A 668-nucleotide genomic window follows, 5' to 3' on the forward strand; every position below is an offset into this window, starting at 1 on the left:
CCCAGCCACGATCGGACAAACGCTGCGCGAGTTCACCCCCGGCCATGCCCGACAACTCAACGCGGTGATGACCCGGGCACTACCAGCGATGTGCGCCACCGCTGACCTGCTACCCACCGACGGGTCCCGGGTGTTTGTCGACATCGACTCGCTGCTGCGCCCGGTCTACGGCTACCACAAGGCCGGAGCCTCCTACGGGCACGCCAAGATCGCTGGACGTGAACTCCTGCGCAAAGGTCTGTCCCCGCTGATCACCACTCTGTCCGCACCCGATCATCCACCGGTGATCGCCAACGCCTGGCTGCGCGCCGGCCGCTGCGCCTCCGGTAGCGGGGCCGCGAAGATGATCGCTGAAACCCTCACTACTGCACGGCAGTGTGGGGCAAGCGGGGAGATCACCGTACGCGGCGACTCCGCTTATGGCACCGCCGCGGTGATGCGCACCTGCCAACGCCTCGCAGCGACGTTCTCGCTGGTCCTGCGCACCAACACCGCGATCACCCGCGCCATCACCGCGATCGGAGACGACGCCTGGACCCCGGTGCACTACCCCGGCGCGGTCACCGCCCCCGACACCGGCGAACTGATCTCCGAGGCCGAAGTCGCCGAAACCCTGCACACCGTGCAACCCCAGTCATCACAGCCGGTCACCGCCCGACTCATCGTGC

General features: G+C 67.8%; 1 protein-coding gene. It reads left to right on the forward strand.

Features of this window, described 5'->3' with window-relative positions; translation table 11 throughout:
• Nucleotides 1-668, forward strand: a 668-nt coding sequence (locus AMD30_RS24300; protein WP_197282848.1) for a transposase, incomplete at both ends; no start/stop codon positions are given.

The organism is Gordonia sp. HS-NH1 (genome assembly GCF_001418765.1).
Taxonomy (GTDB): Bacteria; Actinomycetota; Actinomycetes; order Mycobacteriales; family Mycobacteriaceae; genus Gordonia.